The organism is Rhizobium sp. A37_96 (assembly GCF_053521765.1).
Genome location: NZ_JBNWDS010000016.1, coordinates 102,495 through 123,002 on the forward strand (window position 1 = coordinate 102,495; position 20,508 = coordinate 123,002).

Annotated in this window: 20 protein-coding genes and 1 pseudogene; 12 read left to right on the forward strand and 9 right to left on the reverse strand. The window is 56.7% G+C overall.

Translation table 11 applies throughout. The annotated features are described in order from the left end of the window. Positions 1 to 36 precede the first annotated feature (36 nt). From ACQZ6J_RS28595 to ACQZ6J_RS28615, 5 genes and pseudogenes are all read right to left on the reverse strand, one after another. Positions 37 to 552 (reverse strand): annotated as a pseudogene (locus ACQZ6J_RS28595) (fasciclin domain-containing protein). Between the two features lie 330 nt (positions 553 to 882). After that, the gene (locus ACQZ6J_RS28600; RefSeq protein ID WP_343287084.1) at positions 883 to 1,446 is read right to left on the reverse strand and encodes a cupin domain-containing protein; all 564 of its coding nucleotides are present in this window, start codon (positions 1,444 to 1,446) and stop codon (positions 883 to 885) included. Positions 1,447 to 2,207: 761 nt separating this feature from the next. Beyond that, the gene (locus tag ACQZ6J_RS28605; RefSeq protein ID WP_047637028.1) at positions 2,208 to 2,579 is read right to left on the reverse strand and encodes a response regulator; all 372 of its coding nucleotides are present in this window, start codon (positions 2,577 to 2,579) and stop codon (positions 2,208 to 2,210) included. A 94-nt stretch (positions 2,580 to 2,673) separates the two neighbouring features. Then, the gene (locus ACQZ6J_RS28610) at positions 2,674 to 3,591 is read right to left on the reverse strand and encodes a DUF6671 family protein (protein ID WP_077472829.1); all 918 of its coding nucleotides are present in this window, start codon (positions 3,589 to 3,591) and stop codon (positions 2,674 to 2,676) included. Between the two features lie 66 nt (positions 3,592 to 3,657). Further along, a complete protein-coding gene (locus tag ACQZ6J_RS28615) occupies positions 3,658 to 4,587 on the reverse strand; it encodes a LysR family transcriptional regulator (protein ID WP_052228075.1) in 930 nt (309 codons plus the stop codon). A 123-nt stretch (positions 4,588 to 4,710) separates the two neighbouring features. Here ACQZ6J_RS28615 and ACQZ6J_RS28620 point away from each other — a divergent pair, with 123 nt between their 5' ends. From ACQZ6J_RS28620 to ACQZ6J_RS28630, 3 genes are read left to right on the forward strand one after another with little or no spacing between them, the layout of a single operon-like run. Further along, positions 4,711 to 6,294, forward strand: coding sequence for a proton-conducting transporter transmembrane domain-containing protein (locus ACQZ6J_RS28620; RefSeq protein ID WP_047637035.1), 1,584 nt, complete (start codon positions 4,711 to 4,713; stop codon positions 6,292 to 6,294). A 4-nt stretch (positions 6,295 to 6,298) separates the two neighbouring features. Beyond that, entirely contained in the window at positions 6,299 to 8,716 is a 2,418-nt protein-coding gene (locus tag ACQZ6J_RS28625) for a YbcC family protein (RefSeq protein WP_120296781.1), read from the forward strand. Between the two features lie 27 nt (positions 8,717 to 8,743). Next, positions 8,744 to 9,037, forward strand: coding sequence for an EAL domain-containing protein (locus tag ACQZ6J_RS28630; protein WP_077472828.1), 294 nt, complete (start codon positions 8,744 to 8,746; stop codon positions 9,035 to 9,037). Here ACQZ6J_RS28630 and ACQZ6J_RS28635 read toward each other — a convergent pair. Continuing rightward, positions 9,034 to 9,951, reverse strand: coding sequence for a LysR family transcriptional regulator (locus ACQZ6J_RS28635; protein ID WP_158008788.1), 918 nt, complete (start codon positions 9,949 to 9,951; stop codon positions 9,034 to 9,036). The genes ACQZ6J_RS28630 and ACQZ6J_RS28635 overlap by 4 nt on opposite strands. Before the next feature lie 213 nt (positions 9,952 to 10,164). Here ACQZ6J_RS28635 and ACQZ6J_RS28640 point away from each other — a divergent pair, with 213 nt between their 5' ends. From ACQZ6J_RS28640 to ACQZ6J_RS28665, 6 genes are all read left to right on the forward strand, one after another. Then, positions 10,165 to 11,130 (forward strand): alpha/beta hydrolase, encoded by a 966-nt coding sequence (locus ACQZ6J_RS28640; protein WP_047637025.1) that lies wholly within the window; start codon positions 10,165 to 10,167, stop codon positions 11,128 to 11,130. 2 nt (positions 11,131 to 11,132) lie between these two features. Then, positions 11,133 to 11,633, forward strand: a complete 501-nt coding sequence (locus ACQZ6J_RS28645) for an ester cyclase (RefSeq protein WP_052228074.1) — start codon at positions 11,133 to 11,135, stop codon at positions 11,631 to 11,633. A gap of 20 nt (positions 11,634 to 11,653) precedes the next feature. Then, positions 11,654 to 12,214: an O-methyltransferase gene (locus tag ACQZ6J_RS28650; RefSeq protein WP_158008787.1), complete on the forward strand. Its 561-nt coding sequence runs from the start codon at positions 11,654 to 11,656 to the stop codon at positions 12,212 to 12,214. Further along, a complete protein-coding gene (locus ACQZ6J_RS28655; protein ID WP_047637021.1) occupies positions 12,215 to 13,084 on the forward strand; it encodes an NmrA family NAD(P)-binding protein in 870 nt (289 codons plus the stop codon). It abuts the gene before it with no gap. A 143-nt stretch (positions 13,085 to 13,227) separates the two neighbouring features. Then, a protein-coding gene (locus tag ACQZ6J_RS28660; RefSeq protein ID WP_136686651.1) for an IS3 family transposase occupies positions 13,228 to 14,579 on the forward strand; the annotation gives its coding sequence in 2 pieces (ribosomal slippage) (positions 13,228 to 13,564 and positions 13,564 to 14,579; 1,353 coding nt in all). A gap of 75 nt (positions 14,580 to 14,654) precedes the next feature. Beyond that, positions 14,655 to 14,933, forward strand: a complete 279-nt coding sequence (locus ACQZ6J_RS28665) for a response regulator (RefSeq protein ID WP_158008786.1) — start codon at positions 14,655 to 14,657, stop codon at positions 14,931 to 14,933. Positions 14,934 to 15,095: 162 nt separating this feature from the next. Here ACQZ6J_RS28665 and ACQZ6J_RS28670 read toward each other — a convergent pair whose 3' ends face one another. Beyond that, positions 15,096 to 15,449 carry a helix-turn-helix domain-containing protein gene (locus ACQZ6J_RS28670; protein WP_077472988.1) on the reverse strand — a complete coding sequence of 118 codons (354 nt, stop codon included), beginning with the start codon at positions 15,447 to 15,449 and terminating at the stop codon, positions 15,096 to 15,098. Positions 15,450 to 15,732: 283 nt separating this feature from the next. Between ACQZ6J_RS28670 and ACQZ6J_RS28675 the strand changes: the two genes are divergently transcribed. From ACQZ6J_RS28675 to ACQZ6J_RS28685, 3 genes are all read left to right on the forward strand, one after another. After that, complete coding sequence (locus ACQZ6J_RS28675) at positions 15,733 to 16,068, forward strand: DUF488 domain-containing protein (protein WP_348628277.1); 336 nt, start codon at positions 15,733 to 15,735, stop codon at positions 16,066 to 16,068. Further along, complete coding sequence (locus tag ACQZ6J_RS28680; protein WP_343287085.1) at positions 16,065 to 16,319, forward strand: DUF488 domain-containing protein; 255 nt, start codon at positions 16,065 to 16,067, stop codon at positions 16,317 to 16,319. The genes ACQZ6J_RS28675 and ACQZ6J_RS28680 overlap by 4 nt, the downstream gene beginning before the upstream one ends. Before the next feature lie 146 nt (positions 16,320 to 16,465). Continuing rightward, on the forward strand, positions 16,466 to 17,221 hold the full coding sequence (locus ACQZ6J_RS28685) for a ZIP family metal transporter (RefSeq protein WP_047637017.1): 756 nt from the start codon (positions 16,466 to 16,468) through the stop codon (positions 17,219 to 17,221). Positions 17,222 to 17,253: 32 nt separating this feature from the next. On the opposite strand, the gene ACQZ6J_RS28690 is transcribed toward ACQZ6J_RS28685, so the two are convergent. Together ACQZ6J_RS28690 and ACQZ6J_RS28695 are read right to left on the reverse strand one after the other, a co-directional pair. Beyond that, the gene (locus tag ACQZ6J_RS28690) at positions 17,254 to 19,092 is read right to left on the reverse strand and encodes a glycoside hydrolase family 15 protein (protein WP_047637016.1); all 1,839 of its coding nucleotides are present in this window, start codon (positions 19,090 to 19,092) and stop codon (positions 17,254 to 17,256) included. Positions 19,093 to 19,095: 3 nt separating this feature from the next. After that, positions 19,096 to 19,878 carry a glucose 1-dehydrogenase gene (locus ACQZ6J_RS28695; protein ID WP_047637013.1) on the reverse strand — a complete coding sequence of 261 codons (783 nt, stop codon included), beginning with the start codon at positions 19,876 to 19,878 and terminating at the stop codon, positions 19,096 to 19,098. Between the last annotated feature and the right edge of the window lie 630 nt (positions 19,879 to 20,508).

Sequence of the window (20,508 nt, forward strand, 5' to 3'; positions counted from 1 at the left end):
GATTGCCGGGCCGATAACTCGGCGCGGCGCTTCCCGTCACATCTTGGGAAGGAGAACTTTATCGACGACGTGGATAACGCCGTTCGACTGCTTGACGTCAGCGATCGTCACGGTAGCAGTTCATCCCGCCTCGTCGGTGAGCGTGATCTTGCCCATGTTTTCCTTGGCCTTCAAAACACAGCCACCGACGGTCTTGATGTCATGTTCGCCGCCATCATTCTTGATCATCCCGGCGAGGGTGCTGGCCATCGCATCAGCTGCGACCACGTGGCAAGTCAGAATTTTCGTGAGCTTGTCCTTGTTTTCGGGCTTGAGAAGCCTCTCGACGGTCCCTTTGGGAAGCGCATCAAAGGCGTTGTTGGTCGGAGCGAACACGGCAAACGGCCCCTTCCCTTCAAGCGTCGACACCAGGCCTGCAGCCTTGACGGCAGCGACGAGCGTCGTGTGATCCTTCGAATTCACGGCGTTTTCGATGATGTTCTTGTCCTCGAACATCGCGGCGCCACCGACCTTAGGGTTGGCGGCATACGCAGCCAAGCTGCCCGTCATCATGCTGACCAACGCGACTGCCGAAACTACTAGAAAAACTTCATAATCATCTCCTCTCAATGCCTGCCTCTTGGCTCGGTAGGGCATTCTACGAATGACAGCCGCTCCGGTTCAAAAATCTAAGAAAAATCGTGCAAAAAGCTTGTGAGCACGTTCGCGATTTTGGATCGATAATACTGAGCGTTAGATCCCGAGGATTGGCTGTATCAACCGCAAAAACCTGCTCTTGAATCGTAGCGGCGCCTCGGTAACGGCAAGACAAATGCAGTCTTTGCCCGCATCAGCCTTTGGTTGATGCATCAAGCTGTCGTCACCCATCTCGACATCACCTCGCTAAAATGTCGAAACCTCGTCGCTGAAGCTTCCTTCAAGCACCAGCTTTAATTCCACGCCACGGTGAGAATGCTCCGGGACCGGCTGACCGGCAGGAATCTTGAGCAGTCGCACTGTCGTTGTTTCGTCGCCGGTCGGTATCAGCATTTGGGCAGCGCCGCGCCCGAGCTGGCGCCACCTTAGGCCGCCGGCTGCGTCGATATAGCTCCTCAATGGTTCCGCGTATGTCTGATCCGTGGCAGACCGCTTTTTGACTGGCACAACGTTGTCGATCTGGCCCGCATCGATTTTCGCTTTCAGGCTTTCCCAGCTTTGCGAGAGGTCGGCTTCATCAACGGTTTCATTCTCAATGAAGTAACCGCCAACACTTTCGCCGGCGCGACCGTTGAGTGCGCTACGCCAAAGCGTTCCCGCCATGAACGAGGCGATAATTGCTCCATAAGCTAGGAATGCGCGCTGCGCTTCAAATTGCGGGGCGATAAATGAAGCGAGTATGAGCAACCAAAACGGTAACGTTCCCAAATACGTCAAGACAATTTTCAGTACACGCTGCTTTTTGCTCATCCTACTGACCCAATATGCTGTTAGGGGCCCTAGCCAGCACCAGCGCGCTAACATGGGCCGCCGCCTTCACTGCGAGCATCGGGTTGAGTTGCGCCAGCTTTGAAGCGTCACTAACGCACGAGATCTCAGCAGCACTTCTCACCGGATTGCTGCGCCACTCGGCCTGCCCGATCATTGCCGCTGCAGGACGGCGGGTATTGCACACCGCGACTATATTGGTTCGAACGCCACCCTCGCCTACCGAGCGACAGCCATTAAAGCGAATTACAAGATCAGTGCTATCGATTGCACCCACTTTGCCGCGCGAAAATAAGCCGTTTCCAACTGTCAAGATTGTTCGCGCCTTTTCATCGCTCCGAGAATACAAGCGCGTTTACGAGGTCATCGCGAAACAGATCAAAAAGTGGGGATCTGATCTGCCGGAAATTTGATCCGGCCGCTGTCATTATGCACTCCATGCTGACAACCGGAGAGTTCTTCGATCAGACTGCGGGCGTTGCGTCATAATTTCCGATAGCGTTCAATAGCTGAACGCTTGAAGCGTTTTTGCCAGGACGTGAAACGGGCGATTCCGTTGATGGCGTTGCATCACTGTATAAGCTGAACGGCGTTGTCCACAGTGAATGCTCGTGCCGCGTAGCTCCAACATGCGACGCCTGATATAGACCGCGAACACCAACATGCACCCGGCAGCGATCTTCAAAAAAACTCATCCTGACGCCAGTCTCCGATTAGACGACTTCATCATCTCTCGGCCCAGATCAAAACCTCTCATTTATGAGCTGTGAAATAGCCGTCAAAATTTGTACATCGGCGAAGGGCTTTACGATCATCAAGCTGTTCGGAACGCCGTTGGCAGACCACTCGGAACTGCTGTCGCCAGTCATGTAAACAATAGGCATGTCGGGCACGAGTTCCCTGGCTCTGTGGGCGACATCCCAGCCACTCGGACCAGTATGTCTAATATCCGTGAGAACACCGTTGAAACGCTCCGCGCCCTTGTTGAGTTCTTCCATTGCTCGCGCACCGCTGTTGGTAACGACCACCTGAAAGCCACCATCAATCAAAGCCTCCTCCAGAACGATATGCAGCACGACCTCATCTTCAACAAGAAGCAAAAGAATTTCGGACATAAGATTTCCTTATGGCGAGAGTGGACGGTCGGGGCAATCAAAGGGCATGGCCCTCGCATCGCTCTCAGAAGGGTAAGATGTCTCTGCACGGTGACTAAGGGTTGCAGGAAGGACAGAACGTCGGATCCGCTTCCGCGCCGATTGATCGTTCAACAAGCTGCTCGGCATGGCAGGCCACGCAACTCATGACATCGTGGGACGGCAGTTGCGTTTGGCAGCCACAAGCACTGCAGCAAAGTTCGTCTCTGGTTCCCACCCAGCCCCACCCCGGATGATTGCACACCGGACACAGGGTCGTAAGTCGCTTCGCAAAACGTTCGCCGAGTTTAGCGATGACAACCATACGTCGCGGGTTCATGAACGCCCGCATATCAGTCTGGAGGCGAGCTTGCGCAGTTGGCGACAGAGAGATCGCGCGCCTCGTCGCATCGAGCAACGTCGACTGGTCTCGTATGCCTTTAGCTAGGATGAGTTCTGCGCCAATCGCGCTTACAACAAGAGCCTGATCAGGAAAGTCGATGGCTCGAAGAAAGTCCTCTGCATCAGCGATTTCTTTTATATCCCGATGGGCGAAACTGGGAGTTTCGTCGATCATCATATCGATAATATCAAGGCCTGAGCGCGTATCATGCCACACAAGAAGTTCACGACCTGCCGGAATAAATGGGACAAACGGATGTGGGCCGTAAGATCCCTCACTTCCAATACCAATGGTCAGGCCGGTCAACTGCGCAGCGGCTCTTGCCTTTGCTCTGGCGGCATCCAGCATGGTGCCCTGTCTTTTCGTTTCGCCAGTGAATGTGCCAAAAGCATCTGTATCCAAGTCGTTCGGGACGACGAGATCAACGCCGATATTGGCAAAGGATGGCAATAGGGCAGCAGCTTTTCCATGCATCGTTCCGAGCGCTGCTTGGGACGCGAGGGATGAACAGATTGGCGACGTGAGCTTAGACGCGGCATCAACTTCTCTCGCTCGATAATTTTCTGTCTGGAACAAACCCAGAGATTTCATTTAGCCCGCTCCAACCAACTTGAATGGTGACTTTTCTAGCGCGCAAAATTCTTTGTTAAAAATACATTATATCGGCGATAATGTTCTCTTTTGTAGAACGCTCTCGCTCGCTGCAAAGCTTGCACCTTTTGAGTTGATGAGCTGCGATATCAGAGGGTTCGGGAAACGACGTTTCACGGTCACTGCGTAAAAAGACTCGATCAGTCCGGGCAACGCATCGAATTCGATCAGCGTGCCGACCTCCAGTTCTCCTTTGACGACAATCGGCGGAAGAACCGCAAGACCAGCTCCTTCGCGGGCTAAAAGACGCATCATCGCCATGTCGTCCACTTCTGCTGCAATCTGCGGCGTGATGCCGAGTCGTGAGACGAGTGCCTCGAACTGCGAGCGTACGCCGCTTTCCAGCGTCGGGAGGATAACGGGGTATTCCCTGAGAAGTTCCGCAAGGCCTGCGTCAGGTTTTCCGTAGGACGGTTTGCCGATCAAGCTTACCCGTTGCTGGTAGAGCTGCTGGGCGATGAAGGGTGTTACAGAATCCGTTCTTGGCGCCTGGTTCAAGAGGACGATGTCAAGGTTTAGTGCTTCGAGCGCGCCCAGCAACTCGCTAGTGCTGCCGGAACGCAAGATCATATCGACATCCGAGCGCCCGAGGATGGGGCGCAGGAACTCCATCTGGAAGTTGCGCGACAGCGTCGCGAGCGCGCCGATGCGAATTGCGCGGCGGATCCTGCCGGTTTCCTTCAATGTCTCGACCAATTCCTCGCCGGCCGCGAAGATCGTGTCGGCATGGTCGAGCGCGATGCGACCTGCCTCGGTCACATAGAGTTGTCGGCCACGACGTTCGAACAGTGCGTGGCCGAGGCGCTCTTCCAATTGCTTTATCTGGGTCGACAGCGCTGATTGCGACAGGTTCAGCCGTTCGGCGGTGCGAGTCAGGTTGCCGTCATGAGCGACGGCACGAAAATAGCGGAGATGATGATAATTGAGCTCAAGCATACTTCTATTTTATAGAACGAAATTGCAGAAACAATGAATTTTTATCAGCGGCACACAGCTGATAACACCTCCGTCAGATCGACGCCGCTTTCCAAAAATGTCGGCCCCAACTGGAGATCGCTCATGATTGTTAGTCTGCCGCTGATAGCGCCGATGCTTCTCGCCGTTGCGTCCGTGTATTGTTTCCTGGCACCGGGCCTTCGTCCCCGCGTTGCAATTTGCATTGCAGAGCTGTCGGCCATCGGCTCCTTCGGAGTTGCTGTCTTGTCCTGCATTGTTTTGGCTCTGCACGGCCCAGAAACCAGCCCGCCGATCGGCTTCAGCTACTTCACGTTCGCATCCCGGCTCGATCTCGTCAGTCTAGTGATGCTTCTGCTCGTCTCCTTCATCGGCTGGGTCGTACTGCGTTACGCCGGTACCTTCCTCGACGGGGAGGCACGACAAGGTCCATTCACTGGCTGGATGACCGCGACGCTCGCTGCCGTTCTTTTCCTCGTGCAATCCGGCACGCTGATGCAGCTTGTTGTCGGTTGGGTAGCTTCTAGCCTGTTTTTGCACCAACTCCTGTTATTCTACCCGGAGCGAATCGCTGCCCAGCGAGCGGCCCGCAACAAGTTCATCGTTTCGCGGATGGGTGACCTTGCTCTGGTTGGCGCCATGGTGTTGCTCGTCGTCACCTTCGGAACCGCAGATATTGCGACGATCCTAACTGCTGCGCGGGAGGGCGAAGGTCTGCCATTGACCATAGGTGCTGCTGCGCTGCTCGCGATCGCCGCGCTTGTCAAATCCGCGCAATTTCCGACCCATGGCTGGCTGACGGAAGTGATGGAAACGCCAACCCCGGTCTCCGCGCTGCTGCATGCCGGTGTGGTCAACGGCGGCGGCTTCCTGCTCATCCGCTTTGCCGACGTCCTGCTGCAGGCACCGATCGTGCTTGCTGTACTGGTCATGGTCGGGGGCTTCACAGCAGTCTTCGGTAGTCTTGTCATGCTCACCCAGTCGGCGGTCAAAACTTCCCTTGCCTGGTCGACTGTCGCGCAGATGGGCTTCATGATCCTGCAATGCGGTCTGGCGCTGTTCCCGATCGCGCTTCTTCACATCGTGGCCCACTCGCTTTACAAGGCCCATGCTTTTCTATCGTCCGGCTCCGCGATTGAAACAGTCTCTTCGATCAGGCGTCCCGGCCCTGTCACAGTTCCCAGTGCTAAAGCTGTCGGTCGCGCTTTCTTGGCAGCACTCGCCATCTATGCTGTGATTGGGCTGCTCTTTGGTTTCGCAGGCAAGCCACCGCAGGCGCTGGCACTCGGTGCGATCCTGATATTCGGTGTCGCCTATCTCATCGCCCAAGGCCTTGCGGACGCGGCGCCGCGTGCTCTGACCTGGCGAACGTCACTGTACGCAATCGCAGCAGCCACGGCCTATTTCGCACTCCAGCGGATCGCCGACGACCTGATGCTCGGCACGCTGCCGGCAACACCGCAGCCCGGTCCGCTCGAGTGGACACTGATGCTGCTTGCCGTCGTCACCTTCGGCGTGGTGGCGGTGGCCCAGTCGCTGTTCCCGCTCTGGGCCTATCATCCGGCGGCGGCGGGCCTCAGGGTCCATCTCGCCAACGGGCTCTATATCAATGCCCTCTTCGACCGCCTGCTCGGCGGCTGGGCTCTCTCGCGTTCCGCCTCGCCAACCCCAGCTTTCGAGAAGGAGTAAACCGATGAACGAGATGACCACGATCGACACATTGCATGGCGAAGCCCTGGCGCTGGCTGCAGATCAAGCGGTGCGGGCCATCCCGCCAGCCTGGCCACTCACGGCGACGGTCGCCGTCAACCCTTTCCTCGGTCAGGTGACCGAAACGCTCGAACAGACGGCTGCCCAAATCGCTCGGATCGCCGGCGTGCGGCTTGCGCTGCCGCGCAAGCACTATGTGCAGAAGATCGAAAGCGGTGAGATCATCGACGAGGATCTCTTTGCAGCGCTCGAGTCATACCCGCTCTCCAATCGCATTGACCTCTTAGACCTTAAAGCCATGGTTTTCGAGGAAGCGCAACCGATCGCTGCTCTGCCCACCGTCGCCGAACTCGCAGCAAGTGCTACGGGGAAAGACTGGCCGGGGCTCATTTCCGACCGGATTGGGACCTTTGCTGCCGGTTTCTTCGATAAGGGCCAGGCACTCTGGGCCGCTTCCCGGCGCAACGGCCTCTATGCCGCGTGGCGTGCGTTCGCGACCCATGACCTGACGCCGGAAATCCTTGGCCTCAAGGGCTTTGGGCCGCATGTGGCGGACACGCCGGAAACGCCGCATGCGGCCATCGAGCGGGCGGCCGTTTCGCTTGGTCTCGGTGCGGAGCCCGGAACCTATTTCCACCAGCTGCTGCTCACACTCGGCGGCTGGGCGCAATTTGCGCGTCACATCCAGTTCAAGGCGGACATCGAGGGTCGGACGGATACGACGGGGCTCGAACTGCTGGCGATCCGGCTTGTCTTCGAAGAGGCGCTTTATGCGCGTCACAAGGCTGACATCGAGCGCGAGTGGCAGCAGGTACGGCGCACCCATGTAGAGCCTATCACCCCCGATTTTGACACCATCATCGATGGGTTGCTGCAGGTGGCTGCCGAGCGCGCAGCGCAGCGTAAGCTCGCTGTGACGCTTGCTGCACCCTCGACAATCAAGGTTGCCGATTTGCGGCCGGTTCTGCAGGCCGCCTTCTGCATCGACGTGCGCTCTGAAGTCTTCAGGCGCTCGCTCGAAAGTGTCGATCCGGGAATTCGGACGCTCGGTTTTGCCGGCTTCTTCGGTCTCGGCGCAAGCCACAAGGGTTTTGCCTCCGACGTCTCCGAACACCGTCTGCCGGTCCTGCTGAAGCCATCCGTCTTCAGCTGCAGTGCCGTCATTCACGATCAGGATGCCGACCAACAGGCGCGGTTTAGCGCCCGTGCGGTTCGGGCCTGGGGCCGGTTCAAGCTGGCCGCCGTTTCCTCCTTTGCTTTCGTCGAGGCGATGGGCCCCGTTTATGCCGGCAAGCTCGTGCGCGACGGTCTGGGCTTTGGCAATGGCAAAGGTCCGGATAAAGCTAAGTCCCGCTTTGCCCCCAGCCTCGACCTCGACACCCGGGCCGATATTGCTGAAACAGTACTCAAGGCCATGTCGCTCACCGAAGATTTTGGCCGCTTCGTACTGATCTCCGGGCATGGCGCCAACGTGGTCAATAATCCATACGCCAGCGCCTTCCATTGCGGTGCCTGCGGCGGCTATGCGGGCGACGTCAATGCCCGTCTGCTGGCTGACCTGCTGAACGATCGCGCGGTGCGCGAGCAGCTTGCAGCCAATGGCATCGCCGTCCCGTCAGACACCGTCTTCCTCGGCGGCCTGCATGACACGACGACCGATACGATTACACTGTTCGAGGACGACCTTGAGAACGCCATCGCGCCTGAAAATATCGGTCTGATCCGGCATTGGCTGGCCCAGGCAGGCAGCCTGACGCGGGCGGAGAGGTCGAGACGTTTGCCGCGAGGGACGGCAGGCAGCGTGATCGATCGCAGCCGGGACTGGTCAGAAGTTCGCCCGGAACTCGGTCTCGCGGGCTGCGGCGCCTTCATAGCTGCACCGCGTGCACGAACTGCGGGTCGGTCACTTGAAGGCAGGGCATTCCTGCATGACTATGTCTGGCGCAAGGACGAGGGCTTCAAGATCCTTGAGCTCATTCTCACGGCCCCCGTCGTCGTCGCGAGCTGGATCAGCCTGCAATATTTCGGCTCCACGGTCGCGCCGTCGCTCTTCGGGGCGGGCAACAAGCTGCTGCACAATGTCGTCGGCGGCATTGGAGTGGTCGAGGGCAATGGCGGAAACCTGCGCGCCGGCCTTCCTTGGCAGTCGGTGCATGACGGTGTGGATTTCGTCCACGAGCCACTTCGCCTGACCGTGGCCATCGAGGCACCGAAAGAGGCGATCACCGACATCCTCAAGCGACATCCGCAGGTTCGTGCCCTTTTCGACAATGGATGGCTTAGCCTCTTTACGCTCGACGACCAGGGGGAGATGGTCTGGCGGTATGCAGGCGGGCTCGACTGGCGAGACGAGTGTCAGCAGGACACTAAACATTACGCGCATGCGAATGCCATCGTCTGACTGTCCTGACGTCGATCAGCCAAGGGCGTGTTCTCGCCAGGAGATTTTATTCCGATCGCAGAAAAGCGCGGCATGATGTCCGATATCGGCCGATGGGTAATTGACAGGTCTTGTTGCCAGCTCAACCAGTGGCGCAACACGGGTTATGACTTTACCGGCCATCTAGCCGTGAACGTTGCAGCCGCGCAGTTGGAAAACGAGAAGGTTCTACAGCACATTCTGTCGTCAATGGAGCGGCACCAAATTGCGCCGGGTACGATTCAAGTTGAAATTACCGAAAGTAGCATGAAAAATGCGGGGCGAACGGCGCTTGCTACTTAACTGCGTGAGATTGCAATAAGCTGCTGACGAAGCCAAAGGGATCCCGCATCGCTTTGCGTTCTTGCGTGCCAGAGCATCTGATAGCCAAAGCCTTCGATTTCGAGCGGTGGCCGGAAGCTTATTAACCGGTGGGCTGATGCCAGCTCACGGGCTGCTCTTTCGGGAAACGTGAGGACGAAATCGGTTTTGGCAGTAATCACCGCTGCGGTTGCAAAATAAGGCAGCCACATGGCTATCCGGCGGGTTCGTCCGAGTGCAGCGAGCCGATCGTCCATTTCGCCTGTGCGACCGCCAAAAACGCTGACGAGAATGTGGGGGTAGTCAAGAAAAGCATCGAGATCTAATCGGCCGTTGTTGAGGCGATCTTGAAGCGAATGACCTTCTCGCACGAACGAAATATAAGTTTCCCCAAAGAGCCTCGCCCGCTGCAAATCGTCGGGCACCGGTTCATCGCTATAGAGAACGATATCCACATCGCCGTTGGAGGCGCGACGGAATGCCTCTTGAGAGAACGGCAGCACTTCAATGCCGGCGTTGGGCGCTTCTGCGGCAAACACAGTTGCTAGCGACGGCAAGAGTGCGATGGCGCCATAGTCAGTGGTGGCGATGCGAAAGATGCGATCGCTCGTTTTGGCAGAAAACTCCTGCGCGCCGAGCAGGTCGTCGATATCATGCAGTAATTTGGTAATCGAGTCCGCCAAGGCTTCCGCCCTTGGCGTCGCAAGTACCCCTCCTGCGCCCTTTATGAATAATTGATCCTCGAAAACAATACGAAGCCGGCCGATGGCTCGGCTAACTGCCGGCTGGCTCATGTTGAGCTTTTGGGCGGCAAGAGTGACGTTCCGCGTCTGCAGAACTGCCCGCAAAACGATGAGCAAGTTGAGGTCAAGACGACGTAATTCGCTTAATGACATAGTATATATCCGCATCATGCATTGGACAAATAATTCAATCTTCTCCATTTTTTGTCGAGTGTTTCAAGCGGAAAGTGAGGACGCATGCCAGATGATAGCACCCATAACGCCCTGCGGCGGAGGGTCTTGCAGGCGATGGCGGCTTTGCCTGTCGCGGCCTCGGGACCCCTTGCCCTCTTTCCGGTAAAAGCGAGAGCAGAAGGATCTTCGAGCATGACAAGCATTGCTTCCATGGCGTCCAGTGCGGGCGTCTACCAAACCGAGCGCGTCAGTTTTGAAAGCGCCGGAGTACCGCTGATTGGTCTCCTGTTTACGCCGACAGCCACGCAATCTCCGATGCCCGGCGTCGTTGTCGTTGGGCCATTCGGGTTCGTCAAAGAGCAATCGCCAATGGAATATGCGACGAGACTTGCCCGCGACGGCTTTGCCACGCTGATTTTTGATCCCCGTTTCGGCGGCGAAAGCGGTGGAGAACCTCGCCGTTATGAGAGTCCCACGGCAAAAATCGCGGACATCAAGTCCGCGATCTCTTTTCTCGCAGCACGCCCGGAAATTCTCAAGGATGGAGTCTTCGCGCTCGGAATCTGCCAAGGATCCTCGGAGATGATCGCAGCAGTTTCGGACGATGCTAGGATCAAAGCTCTAGCGACAGTTTCTGGCCAGTATCTCTACAGAGAGAATCTGGAAGGGTTCTTTGGCGGCGGCGGGCCGACACTTGACGAGCGCATCGCCCGTGGTCAGGCTGCGAAGGATAAATTCGAGGCAAATGGCGAGATCGACTACATGCCGGTGGTGAGTGTAGACGACAAGAGCGTGGGTCTACCGTGGCCCGAGATTCATAATTGGTATCATCCTTGGACGACATCGAAGTGGGGCGAACCCAGTCGCTGGGAAAATCGCTACACCACCATGAGCGACGCCGAGGTATGGACCTTCGATGTCGATGCCTATGCCGTCAAACTGCAGTTGCCGACGCTGATGGTCCACGGCGAACGATCAGACGGCTTTGTCGTAGCGGTACAGCACGTGTTCGATAATGTGCCGGCCAAAGACAAAAAACTCGTCATCCTCGAAGGGGTGTTTCACACCCGATTCTACGACGATCCGCTGGTAATCGAACCAACTGCGGCCGAAGTCGCGAAATGGTTCAAGTCCAATGCCAAGTCTGAGCGAGGTTGATTATGCGCAGGATTTCTATTGTGTGGGCGGTTTTTGCCTTCATCGTTGCGCCTGCTCACGCGGCCGAATTCTGTCAGAAACCGGGGACGCCGTTGGAGAACATCACCTTGGTGAAGGGCTTTTATGAAGCCTTCAACATTCCTTCGAAACCGATGCTCGATAGGGTTCTCGCAGATGATTGGGTTGATATACCGCTGGCGTCGGGCCAAGGTCCAGGCCGCGACGGTATGAAAGCTGCGCTCGACGGGTTCCTCGCATCCTTCCCGGATTTCCACGTCAAGAATGAAGACTTTATCGCCAATGGCGACAAGGTTGTCGTTCGGTCGACCATCACCGCAACGCAGCATGGTGTCTTCGCCGGTGTCCCCGCAACGGGGAAAGCCCTCAAAATCACGGCGATTGACATACACAAAATCTGCAACGGTCGGGTCTTAGAGACTTGGCACGTCGAAGATTGGCTTAGCGCCCTATTCCAGATTGGCGCGATGCCGCCGAAATTGTAACCAGACTAGTGGACGAGCCATTGGACCCCTACCAGAATATTCTCGATGCGACGGCGCGACACCGAAGTCATCATCATTGCAAGGCGTATCCTTTTGGAGACGGTGCCTCGCTGGGCGTCCTGGCAGCAGCCGCTGCCGCGCACCGGATCGTTGAATGCGGAACAGCACTTGGATACACCGCGTGCTGGCTCGCGAGAGGAAGCGCGGCGGCGCGCATCGATACAATCGATTTCGACGAGCAGCATGTTCGGTTGGCTCGCGAGAATATTGTCGCTGCCGGCTTCGGCGATCGGGTCACCGTGCACCATGGAGCCTTTGAGGATGTCCTGCCGCGTCTCGCCTCTGGGTATGACATTGCTTTCTTCGATGGTTTTGCTCCCTCACTTCAGGATTTGGACTTACTGGCTTCGTTGCTCCGCATCGGCGGAATTTTGATCAGCGCTAATCTTGGGCTTAGCGGCCGCGAAACTGCTGCGTATCGTGAGATGATCTGCGACCCTGAAAATTGGATGACGAGTTTGATGGCAGAGGGCGGACGAACTGCTGTCAGCGTCAAACTCAGGACTGGAAAGGGACCGTAGATGTACGTGATCACAGGGGCTAATGGACAGACCGGTTCCGCAGCAGTGCGTCATTTACTCAAAAAAGGCGCCCCAGTTAAGGCAATCGTGCGCAAGCCAGAGCAAGTGGCGCGTTGGACCGAAGCTGGCGCCGAGGTTGCTGTCGTCGATCTACTTGACACAGATGCGCTCGCTGAGGTGTTCCGTGGTGCAAATGGCGTCTATCTAATGAACCCACCCGCATACGGCGAATTGGACATCTTTGCGTACTCTGCGCGGGTACACGCATCGCTAATCGCTGCAGCTGAGAATGCTGCCATATCACATGTGGTTGCATTGTCATCGGTGGGTGCTCAGCACACCGATGGCACGGGCAATATCAAGACGACCCACGATCTGGAGCGTCGGCTAGCGCGATCCAAAGTCCCGGCTACAATCGTGCGCGCCGCGAATTTTATGGAGAATTGGAGTTGGTCGCTTAAGCGTGTTGCCTCGGAGGGGATTCTTACATCGATGTTCTCGCCTGTTTCGAGGCGCCTGCCAATGGTTTCCGTTGCGGACATTGGGAGAGTTGCAGGTGAACAGCTGCTGGCCAGTACTGAAGCGCCGCCGCTGATCGAACTTCATGGACCGACGGATTATTCGCCCAACGACGCCGCCGCCGGCCTTAGCGAGTTCGTCGGTCGTCCAGTCCAGGCCGTTGTAGTGCCAACTAATCAATGGGACGCCATCTTCAGCGAGACAGGGTTCTCACCGAACGCGGTTGAGGCCTTCTGTGAAATGTATCGCGGCTTTAACAACGGCCACGTCGCGTTTGAGGGCCGTGGCGTTACAATTCGGGGTGAGACGACACTTTTGGATGCGATACGCAACCTGCTAGATCGTAGCTAGGTGTCTCCAGAGGGGTATATTGCCATCAGGCGCAAAGCCTTAAACAAGGGACATTGTCCCGGATCAACGCCCATGAGACAGAACCGACTTAATTGAGAAGAGAGGATTTTCGGCTCATCGTAGCTCTATCAAAGGAAGCGAAGATGAGACAGAAATCCGGGCCGCAGACATCGACGGCCGAGAAGACGATCAAGGACATCCGCCGGGCCACGCGCAAGCACCATTCCGCGGAGGACAAAATCCGCATTGTGCTGGAAGGGCTGCGTGGCGAGGACAGCATTGCCGCGATCTGCCGCCGCGAGGGGATCGCCGAGAGCCTGTATTATAGCTGGTCGAAGGAATTCCTCGAAGCTGGTAAGAAGCGTCTTGCCGGAGACACCGCCCGTTCGGCCACCAGCGACGAGGTGAAAGCGCTGCGTCGTGAAAGCCGTGACCTGAAGGAGGCGCTGGCTGACCTCACCCTGGAAAACCGCCTGCTCAAAAAAAGCATGATCGCGGATGGGGGCGACGAAGAATGAGATATCCCGCCACCGAGAAGCTTGAGATCATCCGGATCGTGGAACAGTCGCATTTGTCCGCAAGGCAGACCCTCGAAAAGCTCGGCATTTCAAGGCCGACTTTCTACCGTTGGTATGACCGCTTCCAGACCCACGGCGTCGAGGGTCTGGAAGACCGGACATCCGCGCCGTCACGGGTCTGGAACCGTATCCCCGACGATATCCGGGATCGCATCGTCACCATGGCGCTCGATCATGCCGATCTGTCGCCACGCGAGCTGGCGGTGAAGTTCACCGATACGGAAAGCTATTTCGTATCAGAGGCTTCAGTCTACCGCCTGCTCAAGGCTCACGACCTGATCACCTCGCCTGCCTATATCGTCATCAAGGCCAACGACGAGTTCAAGGACAAGACCACTCGCCCAAACGAGATGTGGCAAACCGACTTCACCTACCTGAAGGTCATCGGCTGGGGATGGTTCTACCTGTCGACCATCCTCGACGATTATTCCCGCTACATCATCGCCTGGAAGCTGTGCACCAGCATGAAGGTGGACGACGTCACCGACACGCTCGACCTGGCACTGGCCGCCTCAGGCTGCGACAGGGTCAAGGTCGAACACCGGCCGCGCCTGCTGTCCGACAACGGCCCGTGTTACGTCGCTTCCGATCTCGGCGAATGGCTGGAGAAATACAAGATCGAGCAGGTCCACGGCGCTCCCGGCCATCCGCAGACCCAGGGCAAGATCGAACGCTGGCACCAGACGTTGAAGAACCGCATCCTGCTGGAAAACTACTTCTTCCAGGAGGACCTCGAAGCCCAGATCGCAGCCTTCGTCGAGCATTACAATCATCGCCGATACCATGAGAGCCTCGACAATCTTGCCCCAGCCGACGTCTACTTCGGGCGCGGCGCGACCATCCTGCTCGAACGCGAAAGGATCAAACGAGACACCATCAAACAGCGCCGCTTGAACCACCACGCCAAAGCGGCTTAAATCAACCCGCAAACCGAGCCGGAAACTCCACTCTTCCAAAGACCAAAAAGTCTCAAATCATTCGACGACGGACAGGTGATACTGAGTCAAAACCCCAGTTTAAAGCATGTTCTTTCGGATGTTATGATGCCCCAGATGTCTGGTCTTCAACTTGCTGACCAACTAAAAGCCGATCATCCCGATATTTCGATTGTCCTCATGACTGGCTACAGTGACGCCTTGGAGGGTGGCTTGCAGACGGAAACACCTGTTGTCAAAAAACCGTTTGCGGTAGAGGAGCTTGGCCCGGCCTTTGCTGCAGCAGAGAAGCTGAACAGCAGTGCAAAAAAGATTATACCGCTGCATCCAAACTAACGATGGTATATGTGGCATGGTGGAGGTCTGCGTCGAACGGTAGCCGACGCTATAGCAGCCTACAGATCGTCAGGCTGCGGGCATGCGGCGGCTTCGATGAGAGCGATGAACCGTGTCTGGAGGGACACGGACAGTCTCTGAAAGCGCTCAGCAGCCGGAACTCTAGCCCGCTCGCGGTATTGCCCTAACGGGAGGACTCTTTCCACTTCCTACTGCTTCCTGCTCGCCAAGACAATACTTTAGAGGCAGGCCAAACGGTTCCGCTACCCTTAACGAGGCGACTGCGCTCATCCTATTCGAGCCCTGTTCGTATTTCTGAACCTGCTGAAATAAAACACCAAGTCTCTCTGCCAAAGCGATCTGCGACCAACCCTGGTTCCCCCTTGCCGATTTGACAAGCGATCCGACGGATCGGTCGACATCCGTGCTCTTCCGTTTGCTGCGAACACTTTCCCTTTGTCCTGTAGTCAACTTTTCCGTCAATTGCAGCTGCCTGGCGCCCCCCGGCCGCAACATGCAGCAGGCTCGCACCGTATGCTGAGCAGCGCAAGTAGCAGACCATCAGGATGAAAACTGGCACCACAGTTGCGAGCGTTGAGGAGTTCGCTCACAGTCCTCCATATGCTGCAACTTCGAGTAACCGAGAGTTTTTCGCTGCGCCGCTCCTCCATAAGGTGCATTGAACCACAGTTGCTCATTCAGCGTTGAATGAAGGAGCGCGTCTGTGAAGTTCGGAAGCCGACTTAGAAAACACGAGGAAAGCGGATTAAGCAGCGCGAAGACGAACATGAGGAACACCATGACTGACCTATTGCCTGAACGTCTCCCGTTTTACACGATCGGGCACTCGAGCCGATCCTTACAAGAGTTCATCGATTTACTGAGCGGGCAACGGGTGGGATGCGTCGTCGATGTGCGCAAGATCCCGATGTCGCGGACAAATCCTCAGTTCAATTCGGATATTCTATCGGAAGCACTACTGCATCGCCAGATAGCGTATCGCCGATTGGACGCACTAGGCGGCCTCCGGTCGAAGGCGCATACGATACCTTTCGAGTTGAACGCCTCTGGAAGAACAGAAGCTTTCACAACTATGCTGACTATGCGCTCTCCCACACATTTCACGAAGGACTGAATGAGCTCGTCGAGGAAGGGGAACGCCGGGTATGCGCTATTATGTGCTCCGAGGCGGTGTGGTGGCGCTGCCATCGCCGCTTGATCGCGGATAATCTCCTTGCACGCGAAGAAACTGTATTCCACATCATGGGATCCCGCATCTATCCCGCAAGCTTGACTCCAGGAGCGCTGGTGCATCGCGATTACAGGGTAACATACCCCAAAACGACGTACGTTGTTGAAGATTTGGATTGTTCGTCTCAGCCGTGATGAGCGCATCCGCTTCGACGCAGTTCCTAAGACCAGTTTCTGCTTTTCGCGCGCCGGCTCTCGGCTTTGCATGATCAAAAGCGCGGAACCGATCGTCCTTGATCAAGTTCTTCGTTATCGCCTAAGTGAAGGGATTTAAGGTGCCAATGTATCTACAAGCCGGCCTGTGGGGTCTTGTGAGCGGATCGGCCCTCATCATAGGAGCGGTTGTTCCGTTTCTTGCTAGCCTGCCCCAGCGTATAATCGCCGCAGTCATGGCAATCGGTTCAGGAGTTTTAATCTCCGCTGTTGCTTTCGAGTTGATGGACGAGGCGTTTGCTCGCGGAGGATTCGATTCGACCGCCTTCGGTTTTCTACTCGGCGCGGCGATATACACAGCAGCGAACGTGTTTTTAAACCGACGTGGTGCCCGTCACCGAAAGCGCTCCGGGCATCACGAAGAACAAAAGCAGCAGAACGCCGTGGATGGTTCGGGCATGGCGATCGCGATCGGCGCACTCCTCGACGGCATCCCGGAGTCGGTGGTGATCGGTGTGAGCCTAATTGGCGCTTCCGGCGTGAGTTTGGTGACAGTAGCCGCAATTTTCCTGTCGAATGTTCCAGAAGCCCTGGCGAGCTCAGCTGGCATGCGTCGTGCCGGCAGATCCGCGATCTACATCTTCTGTGTATGGGGATGTATAGCTCTCGCCTCTGGATTAGCGGCCCTGGTCGGGAACGTAACTCTCGCGGGAGCAAGTCCAGACGTTATCGCTGGAACGACAGCTTTGGCCGCTGGCGCCATACTCGCAATGATAGCAGACACGATGATTCCAGAGGCCTTTGCGGAGACGCACGAGTATGCGGGATTGATCACCGTCGTCGGCTTCCTGTGCGCCTTTGTGCTATCAAAACTCGGAGGATGACGTGAGCCTCATCTGGGCAACCATCGACATCATTATTTTAGCAGGCCTTTCCGTCCGTTTGGCGCGGTCTTGTTTACCCGTTGCTTTGCCGGGCCTTCGATGCTCGCCAGGTTATGTGCAGTGTTAATCAGGCTTATGTGAGAAAACGCCTGGGGGAAGTTTCCGAGCAGGCGGCCACTACCAGGGTCATATTCTTCGGCGAGAAGGCCCAGATCATTGCGCAGTCCAAGCAGCCGGCGAAACATTTCGCGTGCATCCTCGTGGCGCTCGCCAAGAACATAGGCGTCAGCGAGCCAAAAGCTGCACGCCAAGAACGCCCCTTCCCTGCCGCCGACACCGTCATCCGTTTCGCCGGTTGAGTAGCGCGCGACCAGCCCCCCATTCACAAGCTCCCGCTCTACGGCATGGAGCGTGCCTACGATGCGTGGGTCGTCGGCCGGAAGAAAGCCAAGCTGCGCCATAAGAAGGAGGCTTGCGTCAAGCGTGTCGCCGCCAAAATACTGGACAAAACTGTTTTTGCCCGCGTGGAAGCCGTTATCGCAAATATCGTCGTGGATTCGTTGCCGCAGCTGGCGCCAGCTCGAAACCGGCCCTTCAAGGTGGTATTTGTCGTGGCTAATGACCGCGCGGTCTAAGGCAGCCCAGGCCATTGCTCTGGAGTGAGTGAATAGTCGTGGCGGGCCACGAACTTCCCAAATTCCCCTGTCTGGTTCTTGCCACGTCGCGCCGAGGTGGCAAAGCAGGACCTTCTCAAGTCGCCATGCCTCTTCCTGAGGCTCCAACTCGGCCTCACGCGCAGCGTGAAGAGTTTCAATCAGCTCGCCAAAAACGTCTGTCTGCACTTGATTGGCGGCGTCATTGCCTATTCTGACCGGCCTACTGCCCTCATAACCCGAAAGCCAGGGCACCTCAAACTCAGGAAGCCATCGCTCTCCGGCAAGCCCGTACATGATCTGCAATTGTTGGGGTGAACCTGCGATCGCACGTAGCAACCATTGGCGCCAATCTTGCGCCTCTTCGCGGTAGCCGGAATTCAGCAGTGCGTAAAGGGTCAGGGCCGAGTCCCGTAACCAGCAGTAGCGGTAGTCCCAGTTACGTTGCCCGCCGATTGCTTCCGGCAAGGAGGTCGTCGGCGCCGCTACGATACCGCCCGTCGGCGCGTAGATCAGCATCTTCAGCGTAATGAGAGAGCGAACAACCGCGTCACGAAGGCCAACCGGCAGATAATTTGATGTTCCACTTCTGACCCATTCGCGCCACCAGCCCTTGGTCTGGTCGAGAAGCTCTCGGCGGTCGGCGATGAAATGAGGCTGCTCTTTAGAAGGATGATATGACAGGGTCATAGGTATGCTGTCGCAGGCTTTTACCCGGAAAATCGCTGTAGTCTTGAGGTCCTGCCCCTTTAAAGGCAGATCCGTAACAAGTTCGACGGCATGTGGCCCAACGATAGCGCTTAGTCCGTAGTCCTTTCGTCTCACCCAAGGAACAGCCTGACCGTTCTCAAACCGTAGCGTGAGTTCCATCTCCATTTCGACAATGCCGGAAACGCCGGTGACTATCCTGATGACGTCGGGGGAGCGATCAAGTGAAGGAACAGGCATGAAATCTGTGACCGTGACTACGCCAGTCTCTGTTTCAAACCGGCTTTCCAATATGCCAGTATCATGGAGGTAGCAGCGGCTGCAGCCTGAAAGCGCTTGGCGGGGCGCCACCTTCCATCTTCCATTGTCTGGCGTTCCAAGCAAAGCGGCAAAACAAGCCGGGGAGTCGAAGCGCGGTAGGCACAACCAGTCTATCGATCCATCGCGTCCAACCAAAGCTGCGGACAGCATGTTTCCGATCAAGCCATAATCTTCTATGCGGAGCGCCACCTTCTACCCACCGTGTGAAAAGGAGGGATAGTCTGTCATGCCGCCATCGATGAAAATCGTCGTGCCGGTGATGTATGCGGCGACATCGGAGGCGAGAATGACGGCCATGTTCGCGATATCTTGTGGCTCTCCAATCCGCCCAAGCGGAATTTTCGTCAGCAGATCCTCGTACTTTGTCTCGTCTTGCCATACCGACCGATTGATCGGCGTGCGAATTGCGCCGGGGGCGATACAGAGTACACGAACCCCAAAAGGAGCTGCTTCCTGGGCGAGGGACTTCGATAACATTGAGATGCCAGCTTTACTGGCCGTATAGGCGCTATAGCCTGTCCACGCTATCGTCTCGTGAACGCTCGACACGTTGAGGACCACGCCAGACCTTTGTTTAATCATCCGCTTCAACGCTGCTCTCGAGCATCGATATGTGCCTTTCAGGTTGATGTCGATGACAGCGTCCCAATAGACAACATCGGCCTCCCATCCAAGAGCATAGCTCCCGTCGACGCCTGCGTTGTTGATCAAGATGTCTATGCCACCCCACTTATCGTCCAAGGTCGAGAAGATGCGCTCCACGTCTTCGGAGCTGCTGATGTCACCCTTCAACGCCAGAGACGCCGCGCCGTGCGCCGAGAGCTCCACCGCCATCCGCCGCGCTTCATCGGGATCAACTAGATAATTTATAGCGACCCTCGCGCGATTTGCCGCGAAGCCCCGCGCGATCGCTGCCCCTATTCCAGAGTTGCCTCCTGTTACGAGGACGCGCTTGTTCGATAAGTCAATTTCCATGGTCTGAGCTTCTAAAGTTTTGGTGACGCTTCTTAAACGTGGACATGGCAATCATGTTCCTGCGACAGAACCGCCGCGGTAGCTTTACCCTTGTTATTCCGACGCGCTAAGACGAGCGCCCAAACACGAGGTCTGGCAATATTTAAGGCTGACGCGATTGCTGTAATGTAATCGTAATCCACTCTCCTTTGGGGTCGAAAAGATGAACGGTAAAGCCGCTAGCTATGGAGTGGCCGATGATGACCCCGACCGCCGCAAAATACAGCCACGTTCGTAAAGTTATGAATTCTGACACGATGATTTATGCCCTGCGAGCATCGCCGCTTACCTCGTGAGCGGAAACCTTAAGGGGGCTAAGGTGGCGCCGAACGGGCGCGACTACGTTTTTAGGAAAGCAGAAGCTGGACATCCATGTCGGGCATTCGAGCGGCAAAACGCTTCGAACTCGCGTGCGGGAGCGGTGCGATGCCGCTCCTTGTGCCTAAGGTGTTGATTTGCGCTGAGAGTTGACCCGGGATTTGCACTGAGAAGTGGCTCTGACGCACATTTGCTGCTGTGCAGGTCTACGACGCACCGATCAACCGCGCCTGCAGGAGATCGAGTTTTGCTCTTCCGTACATCTGGCGCTTA